At 73.0% G+C, this 22722-nt stretch carries 17 protein-coding genes and 1 pseudogene; 9 read left to right on the forward strand and 9 right to left on the reverse strand.

What is annotated here, in order from left to right:
* Both E1266_RS03515 and E1266_RS03520 read right to left on the reverse strand, forming a co-directional pair.
* A pseudogene (locus E1266_RS03515) lies at window positions 1-301 on the reverse strand (hypothetical protein); the annotation flags it as partial.
* 277 nt (window positions 302-578) lie between these two features.
* Window positions 579-1157, reverse strand: coding sequence for a YbhB/YbcL family Raf kinase inhibitor-like protein (locus E1266_RS03520; RefSeq protein WP_229807951.1), 579 nt, complete (start codon window positions 1155-1157; stop codon window positions 579-581).
* Window positions 1158-1547: 390 nt separating this feature from the next.
* On the opposite strand from E1266_RS03520, the gene E1266_RS03525 reads away from it, so the two are divergent.
* Window positions 1548-2933 (forward strand): NAD(P)/FAD-dependent oxidoreductase, encoded by a 1386-nt coding sequence (locus E1266_RS03525; protein WP_132043662.1) that lies wholly within the window; start codon window positions 1548-1550, stop codon window positions 2931-2933.
* Window positions 2934-3033: 100 nt separating this feature from the next.
* Here E1266_RS03525 and E1266_RS03530 read toward each other — a convergent pair whose 3' ends face one another.
* Window positions 3034-3843, reverse strand: coding sequence for an ABC transporter permease (locus E1266_RS03530; protein WP_132043664.1), 810 nt, complete (start codon window positions 3841-3843; stop codon window positions 3034-3036).
* Complete coding sequence (locus tag E1266_RS03535; RefSeq protein WP_132043666.1) at window positions 3840-4832, reverse strand: ATP-binding cassette domain-containing protein; 993 nt, start codon at window positions 4830-4832, stop codon at window positions 3840-3842. Before E1266_RS03535 ends, E1266_RS03530 begins: the two co-directional genes overlap by 4 nt.
* A 254-nt stretch (window positions 4833-5086) precedes the next feature.
* Here E1266_RS03535 and E1266_RS03540 point away from each other — a divergent pair, with 254 nt between their 5' ends.
* The gene (locus tag E1266_RS03540; protein WP_132043668.1) at window positions 5087-5647 is read left to right on the forward strand and encodes a PH domain-containing protein; all 561 of its coding nucleotides are present in this window, start codon (window positions 5087-5089) and stop codon (window positions 5645-5647) included.
* Window positions 5644-7239: a PH domain-containing protein gene (locus tag E1266_RS03545; RefSeq protein ID WP_243718203.1), complete on the forward strand. Its 1596-nt coding sequence runs from the start codon at window positions 5644-5646 to the stop codon at window positions 7237-7239. Before E1266_RS03540 ends, E1266_RS03545 begins: the two co-directional genes overlap by 4 nt.
* A gap of 4 nt (window positions 7240-7243) precedes the next feature.
* Here the strand turns inward: E1266_RS03545 and sepH are convergent, their stop codons facing one another.
* Complete coding sequence (gene sepH, locus E1266_RS39195; protein WP_243718204.1) at window positions 7244-9232, reverse strand: septation protein SepH; 1989 nt, start codon at window positions 9230-9232, stop codon at window positions 7244-7246.
* Window positions 9233-9647: 415 nt separating this feature from the next.
* Here sepH and E1266_RS03555 point away from each other — a divergent pair, with 415 nt between their 5' ends.
* Window positions 9648-10640, forward strand: coding sequence for a hypothetical protein (locus E1266_RS03555; protein ID WP_132043670.1), 993 nt, complete (start codon window positions 9648-9650; stop codon window positions 10638-10640).
* Between the two features lie 30 nt (window positions 10641-10670).
* On the opposite strand, the gene E1266_RS03560 is transcribed toward E1266_RS03555, so the two are convergent.
* The gene (locus E1266_RS03560) at window positions 10671-11981 is read right to left on the reverse strand and encodes a D-arabinono-1,4-lactone oxidase (protein ID WP_132043672.1); all 1311 of its coding nucleotides are present in this window, start codon (window positions 11979-11981) and stop codon (window positions 10671-10673) included.
* A gap of 249 nt (window positions 11982-12230) precedes the next feature.
* On the opposite strand from E1266_RS03560, the gene E1266_RS03565 reads away from it, so the two are divergent.
* The 3 genes from E1266_RS03565 to E1266_RS03575 all read left to right on the forward strand — a co-directional run bounded on the left by E1266_RS03565 (window position 12231) and on the right by E1266_RS03575 (window position 15386).
* Window positions 12231-13562 (forward strand): lytic transglycosylase domain-containing protein, encoded by a 1332-nt coding sequence (locus E1266_RS03565; protein WP_243718205.1) that lies wholly within the window; start codon window positions 12231-12233, stop codon window positions 13560-13562.
* Between the two features lie 91 nt (window positions 13563-13653).
* Window positions 13654-14562 (forward strand): ferrochelatase, encoded by a 909-nt coding sequence (locus E1266_RS03570; protein ID WP_132043674.1) that lies wholly within the window; start codon window positions 13654-13656, stop codon window positions 14560-14562.
* Entirely contained in the window at window positions 14559-15386 is an 828-nt protein-coding gene (locus E1266_RS03575) for an inositol monophosphatase family protein (protein ID WP_132043676.1), read from the forward strand. The genes E1266_RS03570 and E1266_RS03575 overlap by 4 nt, the downstream gene beginning before the upstream one ends.
* A 71-nt stretch (window positions 15387-15457) precedes the next feature.
* On the opposite strand, the gene E1266_RS37755 is transcribed toward E1266_RS03575, so the two are convergent.
* A complete protein-coding gene (locus E1266_RS37755; RefSeq protein WP_165950362.1) occupies window positions 15458-15634 on the reverse strand; it encodes a hypothetical protein in 177 nt (58 codons plus the stop codon).
* A gap of 207 nt (window positions 15635-15841) precedes the next feature.
* On the opposite strand from E1266_RS37755, the gene E1266_RS03580 reads away from it, so the two are divergent.
* Window positions 15842-16495, forward strand: coding sequence for a response regulator transcription factor (locus tag E1266_RS03580; protein ID WP_132043678.1), 654 nt, complete (start codon window positions 15842-15844; stop codon window positions 16493-16495).
* Window positions 16492-17949: a HAMP domain-containing sensor histidine kinase gene (locus E1266_RS03585; RefSeq protein WP_243718206.1), complete on the forward strand. Its 1458-nt coding sequence runs from the start codon at window positions 16492-16494 to the stop codon at window positions 17947-17949. The genes E1266_RS03580 and E1266_RS03585 overlap by 4 nt, the downstream gene beginning before the upstream one ends.
* 6 nt (window positions 17950-17955) lie before the next feature.
* Here the strand turns inward: E1266_RS03585 and E1266_RS03590 are convergent, their stop codons facing one another.
* Window positions 17956-20760: an ABC transporter substrate-binding protein gene (locus E1266_RS03590; protein WP_132043680.1), complete on the reverse strand. Its 2805-nt coding sequence runs from the start codon at window positions 20758-20760 to the stop codon at window positions 17956-17958.
* Window positions 20757-22466, reverse strand: coding sequence for a serine/threonine-protein kinase (locus E1266_RS03595; RefSeq protein WP_132043682.1), 1710 nt, complete (start codon window positions 22464-22466; stop codon window positions 20757-20759). Before E1266_RS03595 ends, E1266_RS03590 begins: the two co-directional genes overlap by 4 nt.
* Between the last annotated feature and the right edge of the window lie 256 nt (window positions 22467-22722).

The following is a 22722-nucleotide window of genomic DNA, read 5'->3' on the forward strand; positions in this document are numbered from 1 at the left end:
CGGTGGGGGCGGCGAGCGGGCCGCCGGCGACCCGGCGGTCATGGGCGGGCTCGGGCGCGCCGTGCCGGTCGTAGCCGCCGTCGTAGGCGCCGTCGTACCCGTCGTTGTAGCCGTAGTCGTCCGGGCCGCCCATGTCGTCCTGGGGCGGTCCCGCCCGGCGGCCGCGCGGGTGCTGCGGCTCGTCGTCCATCCAGTCGTCGTCGTCGCGTCCCGCCCTGCTGGCCCGGAGGCCTAGGGCTACGAGGACGACCACGAGGACCACGACCACAATGAGGCCGAAGACCACGATGTAAGAAGTCATGCCACCACCCAATGCCTTGGCCCGGTGAGAGTCCCTGGCGCGGACCGCGAGTCCGTCCCGATTGTCGCAGGCGACCGGTGCTGCTCTGGTCGCCGCCGCCTCGGTCTAGCCCGATTCTGACCGACTGCTATGACCGTTGTCACACCCATCGCGCACATTCACCCTCGCACGGCACGTCCCGATCGGCCAATCCCGCCCGTCGGTACGCCCCTGTCGGCTCAGCCCCCCGGTGGGGTCCGCCCTGACCCTGGGCCCTCAGGCTCCACGGTCAACGCGCCTAGTTGCCGCCGAAGTTCCCGATGATCCTGCCCCGTCCGATCGTGTGCCGGGCGATGGCGGGGAGCGAGTCCTTCAGTGCGGCGCCGTCGGCGAACGGTTCCGGGTGGTCCAGCGCGTAGATCGTGAACCGGTACCGGTGCCGTTCTCCCTTGGGCGGGCACGGCGGCGCGTAGCCCGCCTTGTCTTCTGTGGTCAACCCTTCGACGGTCCTGTCCAGCCGGGCGTCCTCGACGAGTTCGTTCACCGTCCCGCCGATGCCCGCGATCACCCAGTGGACGCGGGCGCCGCCCGACGCGTCCGGGTCGTCCACGACGATCGCGTACGACCGCGTCCCGTTCGGCGTGCCCGACCACCGGAGCGGCGGGGTCTTTCCCTGCCCGCCAGGGTACGTCGTGCAGCCGTACCGCGGGGGCAAGTCCTGCCCATCGCGGAACACCGGGCTGGTCACGGTGAACCACTCGGAAAGTTCGGCGCTCTTGTTCTCCGGCTGGCCGAACAGGCCGCAGCCGCCGACGGAGGCGGCGACCGCGAGGGCGCCCGCCGCGGCCGTGATCGGACGCCGGTGTCTGCTCATCATCGATACGCTCCCGGGCGAGATCGTACGCGGCGCGCCGCCGGATCGCCGTCATCTCGGCCGCATGCGCCCCGCCCGCCGGCGCCCCTTCCTCGTAGGCCCCAACGATTCGGCCCCAACACTAGGGCTTCGCCGGGACTGGAACGGGCCTTTCCCTCCACCGCGGGACGCCCCTCCGGCCGGACGGGCGCTGTGAGCTTGATCATGCGTGTTCTGCCCCGGTACATGCCAGTTTTTGGGAAGGAGTGGCGGGTTTCACAGCCGTATCGGCGTCCTGCTTTGCCAGGACGGGAAGATCTGCTGTTCTTCCCTGGTTATTGATTGGTGCCGAGCACGTTCCATCGGCTAGCTTGTGAATGTCTTCACAAGCCGACCGTGACATTGGAGGCCGCAATGGCCAGGATCGCCCAGGAGAGCCCTGGCGCTCCCCACATCCTCATCGTGGGTGGCGGCTATGTGGGCATGTACACCGCGTTGCGCCTGCAGAAGAAGCTCAGACCCGAGCTCAGGCGGGGCGAGGTCAGGGTCACCATCGTGGACCCGAACTCGTACATGACGTACCAGCCGTTCCTCCCGGAGGCCGCCGCCGGGAACATCTCCCCGCGGCACGTCGTCGTCCCGCTCCGCCGCGTCCTGCCCAAGTGCACCGTGCGCAAGGCCCGGGTCACCGAGCTGAACCACGACGAGGGGTGGGCGATCGTCCAGCCGCTCGCCGGGCCGCCGGAGCGGATCCCCTACGACTACCTCGTGATGGCCGCGGGCGCGGTGCCGCGGCTGCTGCCGATCCCCGGGCTCGCCGAGCACGGGATCAGCCTCAAGACCGTCGGCGAGGCCATCCACCTGCGCAACCACGTGCTGGAGCAGCTGGAGATCGCCGAGTCCACCGACGACGCCGAGCTGCGCCGCAAGGCCCTCACCTTCGTGTTCGTCGGCGGCGGGTTCGCCGGCGTCGAGGCGGTCGCCGAACTCGAGGACATGACCCGCGACGCCACCAAGTACATGCGCAAGGTCACCCCGCAGGACCTGCGGTTCATCCTCGTCGAGGCCGCCGGGCGCATCCTGCCCGAGGTCGGCCCCGACATGGGCAAGTGGACCGCCGAGCAGCTCCGCGGCCGCGGCATCGACGTCAAGCTGAACACGCTGCTGGAGTCGGCCGTGGACGGGCGGATCGAGCTGTCGGACGGCAGCTCCTTCCAGGCCGGGACGCTGGTGTGGAACGCGGGCGTGAAGGCGGCGCCCGTCGTCCGGCGGGGCGACCTGCCCGTGGACGAGAAGGGCCGCGTCAAGGGCACCGAGTACCTGACGATCGAGGGCATGGTGCGGGCGTTCACCGCCGGTGACAACGCCGCCATTCCGGACCTCACGCAGGACGGCGTGTACTGCCCGCCGAACGCGCAGCACGCCGTCCGCCAGGCCAAGCTCCTCGGCGACAACATCGTCCGCTCGCTGCGCGGGAAGACCCTCAAGCCCTACGTGCACAGCAACGTCGGCGCGGTCGCCGGGCTCGGCCTGCACAAGGGCGTCGCCCAGACCTACGGGTTCAAGGTCAAGGGCTGGCCGGCCTGGTTCATGCACCGCACCTACCACGGCGCGAAGGTCCCGACCTTCAACCGCAAGCTGCGCGTCGTGGCGGACTGGACGCTCGCCCTGTTCCTGAAGCGCGAGACCGTCTCCCTCGCCACCATCGAGCAGCCGCGCGCCGACTTCCAGCTCGCAGCCCTCGATGACGTCCGCCCCAAGGAGCGGGCGGCCGACCAGGCCAGGGAGCCGGCCGCCTGACCCGTCCGACCGGACCAAGACCAATGCCCCGGCGGTACCCGCAACCGCCGGGGCATTCGGCATCCCGCGCGGCGGGACCGAGCCAATGGATTCCGATGGATCAGGCGCGCTTCTTGAAGGCCCGCAGCGAGAGCGGGGCGAAGATCAGGGAGAAGCCGATCCCCCAGATCAGCGCCGTGACCGCGTGCTCGAAGACGGGGCCGCCGACCAGGAGGCCGCGCATCGCCTCCACCAGGTGCGTCACCGGGCTGTTGTCCATGACGAACGCCAGCCCGGAGGGGATGCCGTCCGTGTTCGGGATGAACGCGGTGCTCATGAAGCTCAGCGGGAAGATCACCACGAACCCGAAGATCTGCACCTTCTCCGGCTCGTTCACCTTCATCGCGATGTAGACCGACGTCCAGGAGAACAGGACGGCGAAGGCCAGCAGCAGCGCGAACGCGGCGAACATGGCGAGGACGTTCGTCTCGATGCGGAAGCCGATGATGAAGCCGACCACCAGCAGGATCATCATCGACCACGCCTGCTTGGCGGTGTCGGCGATGATCCGTCCGGCGAGCGGGGCGCTGCGCGCGATCGGCAGGCTCCGGAACCGGTCGAAGACGCCCTTGGTGATGTCGGTGTTGAGGCCGAACCCGGTGCTCATCCCGGCGAACAGGGCGTTCTGCGCGATGATGCCGGGGATGACGACCGGCAGGTAGGCGTCGACGCTGCCCGACATCGCCGGGCCGAACACGTACGCGAACAGCAGCACGAACATGATGGGCTGGATGGACAGGTCCAGCAGCTCCATCGGGTTGTGCTTGATCTGGACCAGGTTGCGCCAGGCCAGCGTGGCGGTGTTGCGCAGGGCGGTGCCGGGCGCGACCCGCTTTGCGAGGTCCTGCGGTGCGAACGTCGCGGTGCTCACGCGGACGCCCCTTCCTTGCTGGCCGACTCGGCGAGCTCGCCGGCCTCGGCGTCGAGGTCCTCGGTGTGGTGGCCGGTGAGGGCGAAGAAGACCTCGTCCAGGCTCGACTTGCGCAGCGACAGCTCGCCGATGGCGACGCCGGCCTCGTCCAGGCGGCGGACCACGGCGGGCATCAGCCCCGGGTCGGTGATCGGCGCGCTGACCAGGTCGTCGGCGAGTTCGGGGACGGTGTCGGCCAGCTCCCCGACGATCTTCGCCACGGTGGACGCGTCGGCCGCGTCGACCGGCCGGACCTCCAGCACCTGGCCGCCCACCTGCGACTTGAGCACGTCGGACGTGCCGTGCGCGATGATCTGCCCGCGGTCGATGACCACGATGTCGTCGGCGAGCTGGTCGGCCTCCTCCAGGTACTGCGTGGTGAGCAGCACCGTGACGCCGTCGCCGGTCAGGCCGCGCACGATGTCCCACAGGCCGTTGCGGCTGCGCGGGTCGAGGCCGGTGGTCGGCTCGTCCAGGAAGAGGATCTGCGGCCGCCCGACGAGGCTCGCCGCGAGGTCGAGCCGGCGCCGCATGCCGCCCGAGTAGGTCTTGGCGGCGCGCTCGGCGGCGTCGGAGAGCTGGAACCTGTCGAGCAGCTCTGCGGCCCGCGCCTTGGACGCCCGCCGGGACATCCCGAGCAGCCGGCCGATCAGGACGAGGTTCTCGGTGCCGGTGAGCATCTCGTCCACCCCGGCGTACTGGCCGGTGAGGCCGATGAGCTGCCGCACCTTGTGCGCCTCTTTGACGACGTCGAAGCCGCCCACCTGGGCGTTGCCGCTCGTCGGCTCGATCAGTGTCGCGAGGATCCGGGTCATCGTGGTCTTGCCGGCGCCGTTGGGGCCCAGGACTCCGAGGACCGTTCCCGGTGGGGCGGTGAGGGAGACGCCGGCCAGCGCCTGGGTCTCACCGAACCGCTTCTCCAGGCCGTCGGCCTGGATGGCGTACGTCATGTGATCTCCTGAGATCGTGTCGCCGGACGTCACCGTCTCGGTCGAGACGGATCTGCCGAAAATATGTGGTGTCCGGCTCGGATGCATCCAGTTTTTCCGCCGCCCAGCGGGGCTCTGCGGGGGGTGCCGGAGCGTCCCCCAACATCGCATGACCCTCTGACAGAACGCTGATGCCCGCGCGATTGTGCCCACATCCGGCGGTTCGCGGGCGGCGAACCGGCGGGAGGGGGCCTCCGGCGTTCTAGACTCGCGGTGTGACGTCGGTGCGGCGCAGTCACCACAAGGACGGCGGGGGGCCGCACCCGCCGCGGCTGCGGCCGCCCGAACACCGGGTGTCGGCCCGCGCGATCGCGCACTGGGCGATCGAGTACCTGCTCGTGTGGGGCCTCGCGTTCGGGCTCGCCCTCGGCGTGGCGGCCTGGGTGGGCGACTCCGGCTGGGACGGCGTGCCCGGGTGGCTGTCGGGCCGCATCGGCTGGCTGCCCTACGCCGTCGGCGCCGCGGGCCTGCTGATGGTGACGGTCGCGCCCGTCTGGCGCTACCGCGTCCACCGCTGGGAGGTCAGCGCCGACGTCGTCTACACGCGGACGGGCTGGTTCAGCCGCGAATGGCTGCTGGTCCCCGTCGGCCGCATCCAGACCGTCGACACCCAGCAGGGCTGGATCGAGCGGATGCTGGGGCTGGCGACCATCGAGGTCAACACCGCGTCCCACGCGGGGTCCTCCGAGGTCTCCGGGCTGCCGGTGGGCGTGGCGACCCGCCTCGCCGAGGACCTCGCGCACCGCGCCCACGACCTGCGCGACGACGCGACGTGACCACGGGAAGCGGCGAGCAGGGCCGCGTGATCCGCCCGTACGCCGGCCCTCCGGCCGCGCAGGACCGCCCCGCCGGCGGTGCCGACCGCGGTCTGGACGACTCGGCGCGTACGGAATACGACGAGTCGGGACACGGCGGTGCGGAGGCCGGGCCGGGCGTGGTGCGTCCGCGGAAGGAGCGGCCGCGCGGCCAGCGGCTGCATCCGCTGACGTTCGTCGTCGGGGCCGTCCGCGAACTCCTCGCCCTCGTCGCCGCCGGTGCGACGGGCCTCATGGTCGGCGGCCTGTCCACGGCGTTCTACTTCGCGCTCGCCGGCCTGGCGTTCGGCCTCCTCTTCCACGTGGCCGGCTGGCTGACGTTCACCTACGTGCTGTTCGACGACCGGATCGAGCTCCGGCGGGCGCTCATCGGACGGTCGGTCAAGAGCATCCCGCGCGACCGGATCCGGGGGGTGGACATCAGCGCGTCCCTCCCGCACCGGCTGCTCGGCCTGGCGGTCGTCCACATCGACGCCGGCGCGGACGGCGGAGAGGGCGCGCTGAACGCGGTCTCCCTCCAGGAGGCCGAACGGCTGCGCCGCGTCCTGCTCTCGCGGGACGCCCCGGCCCCGCCGCGCCGCGTCCTCGCCCGGATGCGGCGGCGCTGGTACGCGTACGCGCCGCTGAGCGGCGCCTACCTGTTCACGCCGTTCGCGGTGGCGGGCTCCCTCCTCGGCACGGTCTACAACCTCGGCGACGACCTCGGCCTCATCACGCGGGAGCGGGTGGAGAGCGTCGGCCACGACGTGGTCGGCCTGTCCACCGCCCTCGTCGTCGCGCTGGCGATCCTCGTCCTGCTCGCCATGCCGGTCATGTCGGTGTTCGTCTTCATGCTGTTCAACTGGGACTTCACCGTCCACCAGCGGGACGGGTCGCTCGCCGTCGAGCGCGGCCTGGTCACCCGCCGGAGCGTCTCGCTGGAGCTGCGGCGGCTGCGCGGCGTCGAGCTCGCCGACAATCCCTTCGAGCGCGCCGCCGGAGTGACCCGGCTCGGTGCGCTGATCACCGGGCTCGGGGACGCCGCGCACCGCGGGCGCCTCCTGCCCGCCGCCCCGCGCCCGGTCGCCGAGGCCCTCGCCGCCCGCGTGATCGGCGCCGTCCCCGGCCCGCTCGTCGCGCATCCTCCGGCGGCCCGGAGCCGGCGCGTCACCCGCGCGGTCGGGCTCCCGGCCGCCTTCGCCGTCCTCGCCGTCGCGACCGGCCAGCCGTGGGCCGCCTACGTGTTCGGCGTCCTCGCCGTCCTGGCCGTACCGCTCGGGCTCGACCGGTACCGGCAGCTCGGCCACGTCACCGACGGGGACCGGCTCAGCGTCCGGTCAGGGTCCCTGCGCCGCCGCCAGGCCGTCGTGGAGCACACCGCCATCGTCGGCTGGCGCATCCGGCGGACCGTCTTCCAGCGCAGGCTCGGCCTCGCCACCCTCGTCGCGGCGGTCGGCGCGGGCGACGGGGGCTACTCCGCCATCGACATGGCCGAAGGGGACGCCGTCGCCCTCGCCGCCGGCATCACGCCCGACTGGGTGACGCCGTTCCTGGAGACCCCGCCCGAGAACTGACGCCCTATTCGGGGCGGCGCGCACCGAACATGATCTCGTCCCAGGACGGCACGGAGGCGCGCTTGCCCTTGGCCTTGCGGCGCCGCGCGGGCCGCTGCGCCGCGGGCTCGCTGTTCGCGGCGGCCGCGGGCGCGGGCGTCGCCGGCTTGTCCTGCGCGGCGGGCATGGTGGGACGGGCGGCCGGCTTCTTCTTCGCGGGCGTCCGGGCGGGCTGCCGCTGACCCGGCCGCTGCGCCGCCGGCTTGCTCTCCCGCGCGGGCTTCTCCTCCCCGCCGGGCCCGCTCTTGCGGGCCGGTGCGGCGGCCTCGGGCTCCGGCGCCGGGACGTCGGCCGGAGCCTCCTCCGCCTGGGCCTCCTCAGCCTCGGCCTCCTCAGCCTCCACGGCCTTCGCCTCCGCGGCCTCGGCGGCGGCCCGGAGCCGGGCGGCCCGCCGTGCGGGGGTCTCGGCGAGCCGGGACGCCGCGCGCTCGTCCGCCGCGGCGGGCGATTCGTCGGTGCGGGCGGTGTCGGCCGGCTCGGTCTCCCCGGCGCGCTCTTCGGACGTGTCGCGGCCGGTGGTCTGCGCTTCGGCGGTCTCCCGGTCGGGAGACGCGTCCTCCAGGCGCTCCGCCGCGGCGGTCTCGCCGGCCTCGGCCGTTTCCCGGTCGTCGGTCGTCTCCGGGGCCTGGTCGGTTTCGGGTGCGTGCGTTTCGCTCGCTTCGCCGGGACGAGCGACCTCGTCGTCCTGGGCCTCGTCCTCGGAACGGCCGGTCTCGCGCGTGTCGGCGGTGTCCCGGTCTTCGGCCTCGTCCTCGGCAAGATCCGTCTCGGCGACGTCCGTCTCTGCGATGTCCGTCTCTGCGGTGTCGCGCGGCTCGTCGTCCTCCCGGACCTGGGCGGTCTCGCGCTCGGGCTCAGCCTCGGGCGCCTCCGCCTGCACGGCGGTCTCGCGCTCTTCGGACGCGTCGCGGCCGGTGGCGCGCACCTCGGCGGCCGCGGGGGTCTCGCGGTCGTCGGCCAGGGTGTCGAAGCCGGACTCCTCGCGGGCGTCCTCGGGGGCCTGGGTCCCGTCGGTGAAGCGGTCGGTCTCCGCCGTCTCGCGGATGTGCGCGGTGCGGGCCTCGCCGGTTCCGCGGATCGGGGCGGTCCCGCGCTGCCGGGGCGCGTCCTGGAACCGGGCCGGCTCGGCGGTGCTCCGGGCGGGGGCCCTGCCGATGCCGCCGCCCTCGTGGGAGGTCTCGCGGAAGGGGCGGGGCTCGGCCATGCGAGGGGGCTCCGCCGGGTACTCGCGCGGCTCGGCGGGGCGGAGCCGGCCCTGGTGGGCGCCGGGCTCGCCGGGCAGGCCCCGGGCGGCCGGGTCGCGGTCGCTGGAGACGACCTTCATGGCGGGACGGCGCGGGACGAGCGGCGTGACGGTGTCGGAGAGCGCGTCGTCGTCCCACTCCACGGCGGTCAGGCGGGCGGCGATCTCGTCCAGCGGGAAGACGTGCCGGCGGCGCGGGTCGAACGTCCACTCGGCGGCGTGCGGGCGGCCGTCGTCGAAGAAGGACAGGCGGACGCGCCAGGTGCCGTCCTCGCACTTCCAGGAATCCCACTCGACCTCGTCAAGGTCGACGCCGCCGCGGCCGAGCCGCTCCTCGACGGTCTCCCCGAGGGGCGGGCCGGGGGCGGACTCGCCGGGCCGGCGGACCGCGACGCGCTGCGCCTGCTGTGCCATGTACTCGCGTTCCTGCAGGACCGGGCCCTCGAACCAGCGGACGCGTTCGACCGGGATGCCCGCCGACTCCGCGATCTCTTCGGCGGTCTCGCCGGACCGGATCCGGGCCTGGATCTCCTTGGGGCGCAAGGGACTCTCCACTTCGATCTCGAACTGGCCGAGGCGGGAGAAGTGCCCGCGGACCGCCGCGCGGAGCCGGTCGTCGACGGGCAGGGTGAACCGGGTGCCCCGGCCCGCGGTCGCCAGGACGAGGTACGTACCGTCCTCGCTGACCGCGACGAGGCGCAGCTCCTGCATGCGTGTCCTTCCTGCCCTGTCCTGATGGCACGGAGGACGCCGGACCGCGCGACCATTCGTCTCACCGGTCGGCCGTCCGATGCCCACCGAGGGCGCATGCGTGCCCTTTCCCCCGGGTCCCCGAGTCTCTCTTTCGGACACACCTGCTGCCAGCACCGTACCCGGCATGTCCGAACATCGCCGCTCTCGAAGCCCCCTTCACGAGGTAGAAGAGGGCACCCGGCCAAGCTTGCCGGTGCCGCGACCCGCCCGGGGCCACCCTGCCGGATCCTTGTGCATCTTTTTCCACACCGTGCCTGGCGAGATCGCGGCGCCGCGTCTTTTTGACGTTGCGAGCGTCACGTCTTGGGCAGGAACAACCGGGTCGCCCCGATCAGTTAGTGATCAAGGGGCTCATGGCGATTAGACGGGAGTGATGCGGTTCATGCCGCGCAAGCCGGAGATCAGCACGACGCAGCTCGTCGCGAGCGCCATCGCGACGGCCGTGGCGGCCTTCGGCGCCTCCACCCTGGGGGTCTACGGGACGATCATCGGCGCCGCGCTGATGAGCGTGATCTCGACGGCCGGGTCGGCGATCGGGCAGCACTACCTGGAGCAGGGCCGCAACCAGATCAAGGAACTGACGCACATGCAGGCCGCGACGCGGCGCCGGGGCGCGGCGGAGGACGCCGTGGAGGAGGCGAGGAGCGCCGACCCGACCCGGACCGTGGCGTGGCCCGGCGACCCGAGCGCCACCCGGTTCGACCCGGCCGGCGATCCGAACGCCACCCGCTTCGAGCCGGCCGGCGGTGATCCGAACGCGACCCGGCTCGATCCGGTGGCCGGCGGCGACCCCAGCGCGACGCGCGTGGACCCGGTGGAGGCGGTCGCCGGCTCGCTCGCCGAGGAGGCGGGCGAGGACGCGGTGCGGCAGGTCGTCCGGCGGTCGGCGTGGAAGAGCACGGTCGAGTGGGCCAAGGCGCACTGGGGGAAGCTGGCGGTCACGTCGGCCGCGGTGTTCGCGATCGTCATCGGCGGGATCACGATCTACGAGGCCGCTGCCGGGGAGCCCATCGGGCGCGGCGGCGGCGGGCTGACCGTCACCGAGGTGCTGGGCGGTGGCGGCGGGAAGCAGCAGGAGGACGGCCCGTCGCAGAACCCGACCGACGGCCCGACCGAGCCCGGTGTCACTCCGGGCGAGACCCCGACGGGCGAGGCGCCGGCCACGGAGCCGGGCACGCCGCCGGACGACCAGCCGACCGGCCGGCCGTCCGGGCAGCCGACCCAGGCGCCCACGCCCCAGCCGACGACCCCGGCGCCGACGGACCCGGAGACCCCGGCACCGACCGGGGCGCCCGGGGGCAGCCAGGACGGTGGTCAGGGGCCAGGCGCCGACGACCCCCAGAACCGCTCCACCCCGAGCGAGTGACCCTGCGCAGGTGACACAGGGCGAGCGGGCTCAGTCGCCGAAGACCTGCCTCGTGTAGGGGTTCGCGAAGCGCCGGTCCGGGTCGAGCTTGTCCCGCAGGGCGACGAAGTCGCCGAACCTCGGGTACACCGTCTCCAGGTACGCGGCGTCGCGGGTGTGCAGCTTGCCCCAGTGCGGACGCCCTTCGAGGCCGGCGAGCAGGTCCTCGACGCCCCGGAAGTACTCCTCGTGCGGGTCGCGGTGGTAGACGTGCACGGCGATGAAGGCGCTGTGCCGTCCGTGCGCCATCGACAGCCAGGCGTCCTCCTGGGGGAGGAGCCGGACCTCGATGGGGAAGCTGATCCGCCAGCCCTTCTTCGTGAAAAGGGCGCGGAGCTCACGCAGGGCGGGGACGAGCCGCTCCCGCGGAATCGCGTACTCCTGCTCCTTGAACCGGACCGTGCGCGGGCTGGTGAACACCTTGTACGAGGTTTCGCTGTAGGTGCGCGCCCCGAGGGCCTTGGCGGAGATGCCGTTCACGAACGGCACCGTGGCGGGCGCCCTGTGCGTGACCTTGTTGATGGCTTCGAAGACCGTGTTGGACAGGAACCGGTCGTCCAGCCAGTACCGGAATCTGGACAGCGGCTCGGCGGGACCCTCGACGCGGTTGTTGCGCTTGGTCAGGCAGCCTTCGGTGTGCGGGAACCAGTAGAACTCGAAGTGCTCGTTGGCGGCCTCGAACTCGTCCACGCGCGAGAGGACCTCGTCCCACTTCATCGGTTCCTCCTGCGCCCGCAGGAGGAACGACGGGACGGTCCGCCAGGTGACGGCGGTGACGATGCCGAGTGCGCCCAGGCCCGCGCGGGCGGCGTCGAACAGGTCGGGGCGTTCCTCGCGCGAGCAGGTGACGATGGTGCCGTCGGCGAGCGCGAGCTCCAGGGCGGCGACCTGTGAGACGAGCCCGGCGACGTCGCGTCCGGTGCCGTGGGTGGCGGTCTGGAGGGCGCCGGCGACGGTCTGCTGCTGGATGTCGCCCATGTTGGCCAGGGCGAGACCGTGCTCGTCCAGGATGCGGTTGAGCTCGTGGAGGGGGAGCCCTGCCTCGACGGTGACCAGCCCGGTCGCGGTGTCGACCGAGCGGACCGCGGTGAGCGCCGTGGGGCGGAGCCGGACCCCTTCGGCGACGGCCGCGCCGGTGAAGGAGTGGCCCGTGCCGGTCATGCGGACCGTGAGGCCGTCGTCGGCGGCCGACCGGATCTGCGCGGCGACCTCTCCGGCGGTGCGCGGGGTCGCGGCGCGGCGCGCCGTGGCCTGCTGGTTTCCCGCCCAGTTCTGCCACTTCTGGTTCGTCACGGGGGACATGCGGCGACTCTACTCGTCCAACGTTCATGAGGAAAGTTCATGTTTTCCGCCCGAGGGGCCGACGATCATGCCTGGGAGGCGGTCATGGAACGGGCGATAGCCTACGATCCGGTAACTACGGGCATGGAACGATGCGGGCATCCGGCACGACATCGCTTCGTCCGTGGTCGGCCCCATCCTGGCGTGACATGGGGGAAAGAAGTGAAAAAAGCGGGTAACCGTCCGTAGCGACACTCGTTGGGAATTGTTGTGGCCCCTCCATCAGCCCGGCGCACCGACTCCATCGCGAACGCGGCCGCCAAGAAGGCGCCGTCGACCGCCTCCGAGCCCGGGGAACGCCCGCCCGGCGCGGACGTGATCGCGAACGGCGGGAACACGGCCGTCCCCCGCCCGCGCAGGCCGAAGCCGGAGAAGAAGGAGCGGCGGCCGCGGAACGGGTACGCGCGCCCGCCTCGGCGCCGCGGATCGCCGCTGCTCGTCGCGGCCATCGCGCTCCTCGCCGTCGCGACCGCCTCCGGCGGCGCCTACGCGGCGCTGACCGCGGAGAAGCCGGAGCGCGCCGAGGCCGGCCCGGCGGCGGCCGCACCGCCCGACAACCTGCAGGGCGACCCCGTCAACGTGGCCCAGAGCGGGCAGGTCGCGCCGCTGGAGCGAGTCGTCCCGCCGGACGTGCTGGCGGTCGGCGGCGCCTCGATCTCCACCGCCAAGATCAAGCGGATCGCGAAGCTGAGCCAGGTGAAGGACGTGATGGCGGTCGCGGGCGGCGCCGTCCAGCTCCAGGGCCGCCAGGTGAACGCGTTCGCCGTGGACCCGTCCGACTTCCGCGCCTGGACGCCGCCCGGGACGGCCAAGAAGACCGAGCTGTGGGAGGCCCTGGCCGGCGGCCAGTTCGTGGTGTCCCCGGCGGCCTCCGAGCAGCTCCAGCTCGCGAAGGGCACCCAGTACCCGGTGGTGGGGCGCACGATGCCGTCGCTGACGATGGGCGGCTCCGGCGCCCTCGGCGTGCCCGGGATCGACATGCTCGTCAGCCAGAAGTCCGGGACCGACATGGGGCTCATCCCCAACGTCGCCGTGCTGGTCAACGCCCCCGGCGCGGACCCGGCCAAGGTCGCCAGGGCCGTGACCAAGGTCCTCGGCCCGGGCACGGACGTGGTGAACCTGCACGAGTCCAAGTACCAGAACCAGGCGGGCGGCGGCGGTGGCGCCACCAGCTACATGGACCTGTACAAGCAGGCGGCCGGCACGTGCCCGGGCCTCTCCTGGACGGTCCTCGCCGCGATCGGCCAGGTCGAGAGCAGCCACGGCCGCAACGTCGGCCCGTCCAGCGCGGGGGCGCTCGGCCCGATGCAGTTCATGCCCGCCACGTGGAAGGCGTACGGGGTGGACGGCGACAGGGACGGCAAGGCCGACATCATGAACCCCTACGACGCCATCCCGGGCGCGGCCAACTACCTGTGCGCGAACGGCGCGGGCAAGGGCGGCAAGCAGCTCTACAACGCGATCTGGCACTACAACCACGCCCACTGGTACGTGCAGAAGGTCCTCAACCTGGCCAAGGCGTACGCGGCGCGCTACGAGTGACCGTCGGCGCTCATGAGGCGGCCCCGGGAAGGGCTCTCCGCGACACCGGCCCGGAACGGGGCACCGCCGCGGGGCTGATTGGATGGGGAGCATGACGTCGTACGACGCGTTGCTTCTGCTGTCCTTCGGCGGGCCCGAGGGGCCCGATGACGTGCTCCCGTTCCTGGAGAACGTGACCCGCGGCCGCAACATCCCGCGGGAACGCCTGGAAGAGGTGGGCGAGCACTACTACCTGTTCGGCGGGGTCAGCCCGATCAACCAGCTGTGCCGGGACCTCAAGGCCGCGATCGAGGCCGACTTCGCCGACCACGGCGTCGGCCTCCCCGTCTACTGGGGCAACCGGAACTGGACCCCCTACCTCGCCGACACCGTCCGGCAGATGAAGGCCGACGGGATCCGGCGCGCGGCGGCCTTCGTCACGTCCGCCTACAGCGGGTACTCCACCAACGACCAGTACCTCGACGACATCGCGCGCGTGCGCGAAGAGGTCGAGGACGCGCCCGAGATCGACAAGTTGCCCGTGTACTCCGACAGGCCCGAGTTCATCGAGCCGTTCGCGGACGCGACGAAGGACGCGCTGAGCCGCCTCCCAGAAGGCGCCCGCCTGGTCTTCACCGCGCACAGCGTGCCCCTCTCCCAGCCCAACCAGGAGAAGTACGTCGCGGAGCTCGAGGCGGCCGCGCTGGCGGTGGCGCAGAAGGCCGCCCCCGGAGCGCCGTGGGACCTCGTCTACCAGAGCAGGAGCGGACCGCCCGGCCAGCCCTGGCTGGAGCCCCAGATCACCGATCACCTGAGCGATCTGCACGGCAAGGGGGTCCGCGCCGTCGCGGTCGTCCCGATCGGGTTCGTCTCCGACCACATGGAGGTCAAGTACGACCTCGACGTCGAGGCCGCCGATCTCGCCGCGGAGCTCGGGATCGCGTTCGCCCGCGCCGGGACGCCCGGGACCGACCCCCGGTTCGCCACGCTGCCCCGCAGGCTCCTGGAAGACGCCCGATGAGCGCCGCGAGCACGCCGGACCTCGCCGCGGAACTGCTCGAACTGGCCGCCGCGACCGCGCGGGAGGCCGGCCGGATGCTGATCGACAAGCGGCCGCTGGACGGCCCGGACGTCGTGCAGACCAAGTCGTCCCCGACCGACGTCGTCACCCAGATGGACCGGGCCGCCGAGCAGCTGATCATCGAGCGGATCCGGGCGGTGCGCCCCGACGACGCGTTCCTCGGCGAGGAGGGCGGCTCCCGCGACGGCGGCAGCGGGGTCCGCTGGGTGGTCGACCCCATCGACGGGACCGTGAACTACCTCTACGACCTGCCCGACTGGGCGGTCAGCATCGCCGCGGAGGTGGACGGCACGACCGTCGCCGGGGCCGTGGACATGCCGCGCCGCGGCGAGACCTGCACGGCCGTGCGCGGCGGCGGAGCCCTGCTGCACACCGCGTCCGGAACGCGGGAACTCCGCGTGAACGCCGGGGTGCCGCTCGGCGAGGCGCTCGTGGCCACGGGGTTCGGCTACGACGCCGGGCGGCGGGCCGGGCAGGCGCGGGTGCTCACCGGGGTGCTGCCGGGCGTGCGCGACATCCGGCGCGGCGGCTCCTGCTGCGTGGACCTGTGCTCGCTCGCCGCGGGACGTGTCGACGCGTACTACGAGCGCGGCGTCCAGGCGTGGGACGTCGCCGCGGGCGCGCTGATCGTCCAGGAGGCGGGCGGACGCGTCGAGGGCCTGCACGGGGCCCCCGCGAGCCCGGAGCTGACCATCGCCGCCGGGCCGGGCACGTTCGAGGCGCTGCACGAGCTCCTGATGCCACTCGACCCGCTCACCGACTGACGGTGCGGCCGGAAATGAGAAGGGAGCCCTGGACGGGGGTGTCCCGGGCTCCCGTTACGCTCGTGCGTCCCTCAGTCGCAGCGGGGTGCTTCGACGCCGATGTCGTTGTTCGCTGCGATCCGGCGCAGATCGTTGATCTCCTCCTGGCGGATGTCGGCCAGGTAGGTGTCCCCATCCGCGTGGGCGCTCCGCAGCGACGCGTAAGCGTCATCGAGCCGCTGCTGGATCATGCGTGACAACTCGCCCATGGGCCTCCTCCCGGATCCTGCCCATGCCTACCCAGCCCTAGGCTGAAGATAAACCTGTGCGTCGCTGCAAATTTCGCGGATTGTTGCGTCCGTGATGTTCCGCTTCGGCGTACTCCGAGCGAACAAGTGCTTACGGGCGTCTTACGGCTCCCGTGTCATATCTGGAACCGCGGGGGCGCGCCGCGCCCCGACCAGGAGGGGGACCCTGTGCGTGTTCTAGTCGTCGAGGACGAGCGCGTGCTCGCCGACGCGATCGCCACCGGCCTGCGCAGGGAGGCGCTGGCCGTGGACGTGGCCTACGACGGCGCGGGTGCGCTGGAGCGCGCCGGCGTCAACGACTACGACGTCATCGTGCTGGACCGCGACCTGCCGAAGGTGCACGGCGACGACGTCTGCAAGCAGCTCGTCGCGCAGCGCTACCCGGCGCGGATCATCATGCTCACCGCGGCCGGCGAGCTGGACGACCGCGTTGAGGGCCTGTCCATCGGCGCGGACGACTACCTGGCCAAGCCGTTCGCGTTCGCCGAGCTGATCGCCCGCGTGCGGGCCCTCGGCCGCCGCGCCGCCGCGCCGCTGCCGCCGGTGCTGGAGCGCGCCGGGATCACGCTCGACCCGGCGCGCCGCGAGGTCGCCCGCGACGGCCGCCCGGTCGAGCTGACCCGCAAGGAGTTCGCGGTGCTGGAGGTGCTGCTCAGCGCGGACGGCGCCGTCGTCAGCTCCGAGCACCTCCTCGAGAAGGCGTGGGACGAGCACATCGACCCGTTCACCAACGTCGTGCGGGTCACGATGATGACGCTGCGCAAGAAGCTCGGCGACCCGCCGGTCATCGAGACCGTGCCCGGCGTGGGGTACCGGCTGTGAACAGCGGACCCGTATCGCCCGGCGGCCCCGACGAGCCGTCCGCGGGCCCCGGCGCGACTCCCGCCGGGCCGGACCAGGGGCAGGGGCCGGGCTCGCAAGAAGACACGGGGCCGAGCACGGGCCAGTCGAGCACGGGCCAGTCGAGCACGGGCCAGCCGAGCACGGGCCCGGCGGAGCCGCGCGAGGACGGCGGGCAGGCGACGCAGCCGACGGCCGTGCCGGGCGGCCGCCGCGGCGGCCGGTGGCGGCGTCCGGGCCCGCAGCAGGTCCCGCACCGGGTGCCGCCGCCGTACCCGGCCGCCCAGGGCGGGTGGTCCGGCGGTGGCGGCGGGTCGTTCACCGACCTGAAGGCGCTGCCCGGCCGCATGAGCGTCCGGCTGCGCCTCACCCTGCTGTACGGGCTGCTGTTCTTCATGGCCGGGGCGCTGCTGCTGTTCGTGATGACGGTGCTGATGGCCAACATCCTCGGCAACGTCCAGGTGATCGGGTTCGGCATCTCCGACGCCGAGGCCGCCGAGCTGAAGCGCCAGTTCGTCGAGCAGACGATGAAGCAGCTGCTCGGCCGGTCGCTGCTCGCCCTCGCCGGGGTCGGGATCATCACGCTGGTGCTCGGCTGGTTCGTCGCCGACCGGGCGCTCAGCCCGCTGCAGCGGGTCACCACCACGGCGCGCCGGCTGTCGGAGAGCACCCTGCACGAGCGGATCGCGCTGGAGGGCCCCGACGACGAGATCAAGGAGCTGGCCGACACCTTCGACGCGATGCTGGAGCGGCTCGGGCAGGCGTTCGACTCGCAGCGCCGGTTCGTCGCCAACGCCTCGCACGAGCTGCGCACGCCCCTCGCGATCAACCGGACGCTGCTGGAGGTCGCGCTCGGCGACCCGGAGGCGTCGGACGACCTGCGCGCCGTCGGCCGGACCCTGCTGGCGACCAACGCCCGGCACGAACGGCTCATCGAGGGCCTGCTGCTGCTCGCCCGCAGCGAGCGGGAGCTGACCACCCGCACCCCGGTCGACCTCGCCGAGGTGGCCGCCACGGTGCTGGAGCACTCGGCGCGCCGCGACCACGACAACGACGTGTCGGTGCACCCGGAGCTGACGTCCGGGACGGCGCTCGGCGACCCGGTGCTGCTGGAGCACCTGGTGTCCAACCTCGTCGAGAACGCGATCAAGCACAACGAGGAGGACGGCGGCGAGCTGTGGATCCGCACCGGCATGCTGGAGGGCTACGCCACCGTGCAGGTCGAGAACACCGGCCCGGCCGTCCCCGCCTACGAGGTGGAGCGGCTGTTCGAGCCGTTCCGGCGGCTGAACGCCGACCGGGTCGAGTCGGCGAAGGGCGCCGGCCTCGGCCTGTCGATCGTCCGGTCGGTGGTGCTGGCGCACCGCGGCGCCGTTTACGCCGCGCCGCGGCCCGGCGGCGGCCTGATCGTCACCGTCCGGTTGCCTCCGGGCTGAGCGCGGCTACTTGAGCGCGGCCGTGGTCACCGTGGGGAAGCCGTGGTAGTCCATTCCGAGCCCGACGTAACGGTCGCTCCTCGCGACGGCCGCGTGGCCGTCGTTGAGGAGGGGGATGAGGGCCATGTCGTCCAGGGCCGTCTTCTCGGCCTCCTTGAACAGGTTGGTCCGGTCGTCGGCGTCCTGGTCGGCGAGGGCCTCCGAGATCACGGCGTCGAACCGGGCGTTCTTCCAGCCCGAGTAGTTGAAGTGGGAGTTGCCGCCGGTGGCGACGACGTCGCCTCCCAGCAGCGGCCACAGCATCGAGTAGGCGCCGGGGTAGTCGGGGCCCCAGGCGAAGAGGGCCAGGCCGGACGCGTCCTTCGACACGAGCGTCTCGCGGAACTCCTCGAAGTCCTCCAGCGGGGACGCCTTCATCGCGACCTTCCACCCGAGCGTCGTCTGCAGCTGCTCGCGGATCACCTCCGCGAGGTCCGGGTACACCGACGACTGCCGGAAGTACAGGTTCACCTCGCTTCCCGCTCCGAGCCCGGCCTGCCCGGCGAGTTCCCTGGCCTTCGCGGGGTCCGGTTTGTCGCACGACGGGCACGGGCCGGGGTTCCCGAAGCCGGAGACCGCCGGTGGGACGATGCCGTGGGCGGGCTTCGGAACGCCGCCGAGGACCTGGCTCAGCTTGGCGCGGTCGATGGCGTAGGAGACCGCCTGCCTCGCCTCCCTCGACTTCATCGGTCCTCGCGCGGTGAGCGGGACGAGCATCCGCGTCGCCGGGCCGGCGCCTGTCACCAGTTCTTCTCCGGGCGCCGGGGCGGACCGGCCCGGCGTGAGGGCGGTCCAGTCGACCTCCCCGGCGGAGTAGGCCGCGCGTCCCCGGGCGGGGTCGTCGCTGAAGACGATCTGGACGCCGTCGAACCTGGTGCTGCCGAACGTCCAGCCGTCGTTGCGCACGAGTGTCGCGCCCGTGTCGGGCCGGTGCTCCTCCATCTTGAACGGGCCGTTCCCGACGGGACGGGTGTTGTAGGTCCGGTTGTCGGGCTTCCCGGCCTCCTCGGGGCCGGGCATGAAGGCGGGCTCGGAGAGCCGGGCGGGAAAGTCGCAGTTGGGGGAGGTCAGCGTGACGTCGAGGAAGGCGGGGGAGAGCGCGCGGACCCCGGACAGCTCCTCGGCCCTGCCGGCCGCGACGTCGGAGAAGCCTTGGATGTCGGTCATCAGGTAGGAGGCGCTGCCGGTCTTCGCCGCGGCGCTCCGGGCCCAGCCGCGGGCGAACGCTCGCGCGTCGACGCGCTCGCCGTTGGTGAAGCTCGTGCCCTCCTTGACCTCGATCTTCCATTGCTCGCACTTCCGGTCGGACGCGATCCGCGAGGCGAGGCGGTTGCGGACGACACCGTCCGCGCCGAGTTCGGTCAGGCCGGTGAACAGCTGATCGACCAGGAACCGCCCGGTACCGCCGGTGACGTGCGCCGGATCGATCCCCTCGTCCAGGGTGCCGGGCGACGGGACGGCCATCCGGAACGTCCCGCCCGTCCGTCCGGCCGGGGTCGTCCTCGGATCCGGCCCGCCGTCCCCCCGGAACTGGACGAGGATCACGGTGCCGACCAGCACCATGGCGACCAGGGCCGCGCCGCCGACGCTCGTCAGGACGCCGATGCCGGGCCTGCGCGGCCCTCCGCCGGAACCGGCGGGCTGGGCGCCCCCGTCCGGGAAGGACGGTCCGGACGGCCAGGCCGGCGCGCCGTGCCCCGCGGCCGGTGCCCACGGCGCCCCCGGGGCCTGCCCGCCCGGCGGCGGAGGTCCCGGCACCGGCAGCGCGGGCGAGACCTGCGGCCGGGGTGCCTGCGGCCGGGGTGTCTGCGGCTGGTGTGTCTGCGGCTGGGGTGGCGCCGGCGTCGCCGGGACGCGCAGTTGCGCGGTGCCGGTGGCCGCCGTCGCGGCGCCCTGGGTGAGGATCGCGGCGTCCTCGCCGCCCCCCGCGTCCTGCGGGGCTCCGGCCCGAGGCAGGCTCCCCGCGAGTTCCAGCAGGTGCGCGAGGACGTTCTGGGAGGAGGGGCGGAGCGCCGGGTCCTTGCTGAGGCAGTTCGCCACGATCCCGCGCAGCGGCTCCGCCAGGTCGCCGAGGTCCGGGGGCAGGTTGAGGATGCGGTTCATGACCGCGGGGATGGAGTCCTGGCCGAACGCGGTGCGCCCGGCGGCCGCGTAGACCATCGTGGCGCCCCACGCCCACACGTCGACGGCCGGGCCGGCCGGCGCGCCGGAGATCTGCTCGGGCGCCATGTAGGCGGGGGTGCCGACGGCCGTGCTCGACATCGTGCCCGTGGCGTCCAGCGCCCGCGCGATCCCGAAGTCGATCACCCGCGGGCCGTCCGTGGGCAGCAGGACGTTGCCGGGCTTGAAGTCGCGGTGCACGACGCCCGCCTGGTGGATGGCGGTGAGCGCCGTCATCGTCCCGATCGCCAGCCGGTCCAGGTCGGCGCCGCGGCGCGGGCCGTCGGCGGCCAGCACCTCCGACAGCGACGGCCCCTCGATGTACTCGCTGACGATGTAGGGCCGGTCGCCCTCCACGTCGGAGTCCAGGACGCGGGCCGTGCAGAACGCCGACACGCGCTTGGCCACCGCGACCTCGGCCGCGAACCGGGACCGCGCCTTCGGGTCGCCGCTGAACCGCGCGTGCAGCAGCTTCACGGCGACCCGGCGGCCGGCCCCGTCCTCCGCGAGGAAGACGGCGCCCTGACCGCCCTCCCCGAGGAGGCCGGTCAGGCGGTAGGCGCCGAGACGGGACGGATCACCCGCGCGAAGCGGGGTGACCGCCGCCGTCACTTGCGGACGGTTCCGTAGGCGGAGGCCGTCGGGTCGGAGCGGTTCTGCCGCCACTCCCACCGCAGGGTCTCCTCGGACCCCTGCTGGGTGAAGGTGATGTACCCGGCCGCGCACTTGCTCGGGTCCATCCCCGCCATCGGGGTCTCCTGGTACTCGACCTTCTCGCTGGTGCGGTCACCGGACAGCAGCGTGAGCCTGGTGTAGCAGTTGTCCTGCGCGCCCGACGGGTAGGTGTACCGGGCGGTGCCGCTCGTGTAGAGCAGCGCGAACCGGGCCTGGAAGTTCTGGTGGCCCGCGTCGGCGCCCGGCTGCCTGGCGTCGCCCTCGTACACGCCGAGGAGCCCGCCCCGGGAGGTGCTCCCCGGGGTCGGCAGGCGCGGGGTGTAGGTGCTCGGCGGCGGGAACGGGTCGGGATCGGGGTCCGATCCGCCCTCGTTGCTGGCGATGACGATCACCGCCACGATCGCGATGATCGTGATCAGCGCCAGCACGCCGCAGCCGATGGCGATGATCGGCCCGGCGGAACTGGACTGCTTCGGCGCCCCGTACTGCGGCCCGGGCGGGACCGGCGGCCGCGGCGCCCCGGGGTGGGGCATCCCCATCTGCTGCCCCATCTGCTGCGGGGGCGGCGTCGTCGGCCCGGGGGGCGCGCCCTGGTACATCGGCATGGGCGGCGGCGTGATCGGCTGCGGGGGCGGCGTCGTCGGGCCGTGCGGCGGGCCCTGCGGCGGGCCCTGGTGCATCGGCATGGGCGGCGGCGTGATCTGCTGCTGCGGCCGCGCCTGCGGCGCCGGCGGCACCGGGGGCGGCGGCGGAAGCTGCGAGGCGATCCGCGTGCCCTGGTTGAGGAGGTCCTCCGCGCCGGCCTGGCCGGCCGGGGCGGCGCCGACGTGCCCCAGGAGGTTCAGCAGGAGCTGCGGCGCCGGCGGGCGCAGGCCCGCGTCCTTGGACAGGCACTGCCCGATCAGGTCGCGCAGCGGCCCCGGGGGCAGCGCCGAGAGGTCCGGCTCCTCGTTGAGGATGCGGTTGATGATGACCGGCAGCGTGTCCGCCTCGAAGGGCGACTGCCCGGTGGCGGCGAACACCATCGTCGCGGCCCAGGCGAAGATGTCCACGGCCGGGGTGAGCGGCGCCCCGGTGAGCTGCTCGGGCGCCAGGTAGCCGGGGGTGCCGACCACCATCCCGGTGGCGGTCACCGCGCTCTCCTGCGAGTTGACCGTCCGCGCGATGCCGAAGTCGACGACGCGGGGGCCGTCCGCGGCCAGCATGACGTTGTTGGGCTTGAAGTCGCGGTGCACGATCCCGGCCTCGTGGATGGCCGCGAGCGCGGTCACCGTGCCGATCGCGAGCCGCTCCAGCTCGGCGGGGCTGCGCGGCCCGTCGTGCGCCACCACGTCGTGCAGTGACGGCCCGTCGATGAACTCGCTGACGACGTACGGCTGGTCTCCGTGGACGTCGGCCTCGATGACCCGGGCCGTGCAGAAGGGCTCGACCTTCTGCGCCGCACTCACCTCGCGGGTGAAGCGGGCGCGCGCCGCCGGGTCGTTCGCCATCTGCGCGTGCAGCAGCTTGACCGCGACGTACTCGCCTCCCGGCGCCTTGCCGAGGAAGACGGCGCCCTGACCCCCGGCGCCCAGCCTTCCGACGACTTCGTACTGTCCCAGTGCCCTAGGATCGCCCGGCTCCAGCGGAGCGGCATCCGGCATCTGACCCTCCAGTGACCCGCAGTGATGTCCCGCGATAGTGTGCGCCGGACCCCGCCGGGGGGCCGTCCGCCGGCATCGGCCGGGCTGACCCCGCAGGGGGTCCGCCCCCATCCTCAGGCGGGCACGATATCGCGTTAGTTCAGACGTTTCACCGAAGCGTCTGGTTCGACGGCCGGGCAGCCGGATCGGGCCGTCCCGCCGCGCCGGGCCGGTCGGCGCGCATTAGCGCCCCGGGACCGATATGATCCCCGCCGCC

Source organism: Actinomadura sp. 7K534 (assembly GCF_004348575.1).
In the GTDB taxonomy this organism is placed as follows: domain Bacteria; phylum Actinomycetota; class Actinomycetes; order Streptosporangiales; family Streptosporangiaceae; genus Spirillospora; species Spirillospora livida.